Consider the following 581-nt stretch of genomic DNA (forward strand, 5'->3'; position numbering starts at 1 on the left):
CGGCAAGAACGACGCCGCCGACGCCGAGGCGATTTGCGAGGCCGTGACCCGACCCTCGATGCGCTTCGTAGCCATCAAGACGAGGCAGCAGCAGGCCGTCCTCGTCATGCATCGGACCCGCGACCTGCTGGTCCGCCAGCGCACCCAGGCGGTGAATGCGCTGCGCGGGCTCCTGGGGGAGTTTGGCATCGCCGAGCCGCAGGGCATCCGGCACGTCGGCCGCCTCCGGGCGCATCTCGATGGCGACGCGGTCCCCGAGCCCGGCCGCAAGATCCTCGAGCTGCTCGTCCGGCAACTGGTCGAGACCGACGAGAGGATCGAGCGGATCGACGCCGAGATCCGGGCCTGGCACCGCGCCGATCCGGTGAGCCGGCGCCTGGCAGAGATCCCGGGCGTCGGGCCGCTGATCGCGAGCGCGATCGTGGCCACGGTGGCGGACGCCGCGTCGTTCCGCTCCGGCCGCGAGTTCGCCGCCTGGCTAGGCCTCGTCCCGCGGCAGAAGTCGACCGGGGGGAAGCCGCGCTTGGGGCGGATCACCCACCAGGGCGACGCGTACATCCGTCGGCTGCTGATCATCGGGG

1 protein-coding gene is annotated in these 581 nt (G+C 72.3%); it reads left to right on the forward strand.

The annotated features are described in order from the left end of the window. Positions 1-581, forward strand: a 581-nt coding sequence (locus tag ACLF3M_RS35405) for an IS110 family transposase (RefSeq protein ID WP_430661715.1), incomplete at both ends; no start/stop codon positions are given.

The organism is Falsiroseomonas sp. HW251 (assembly GCF_050563545.1).
GTDB lineage: Bacteria > Pseudomonadota > Alphaproteobacteria > Acetobacterales > Acetobacteraceae > Falsiroseomonas.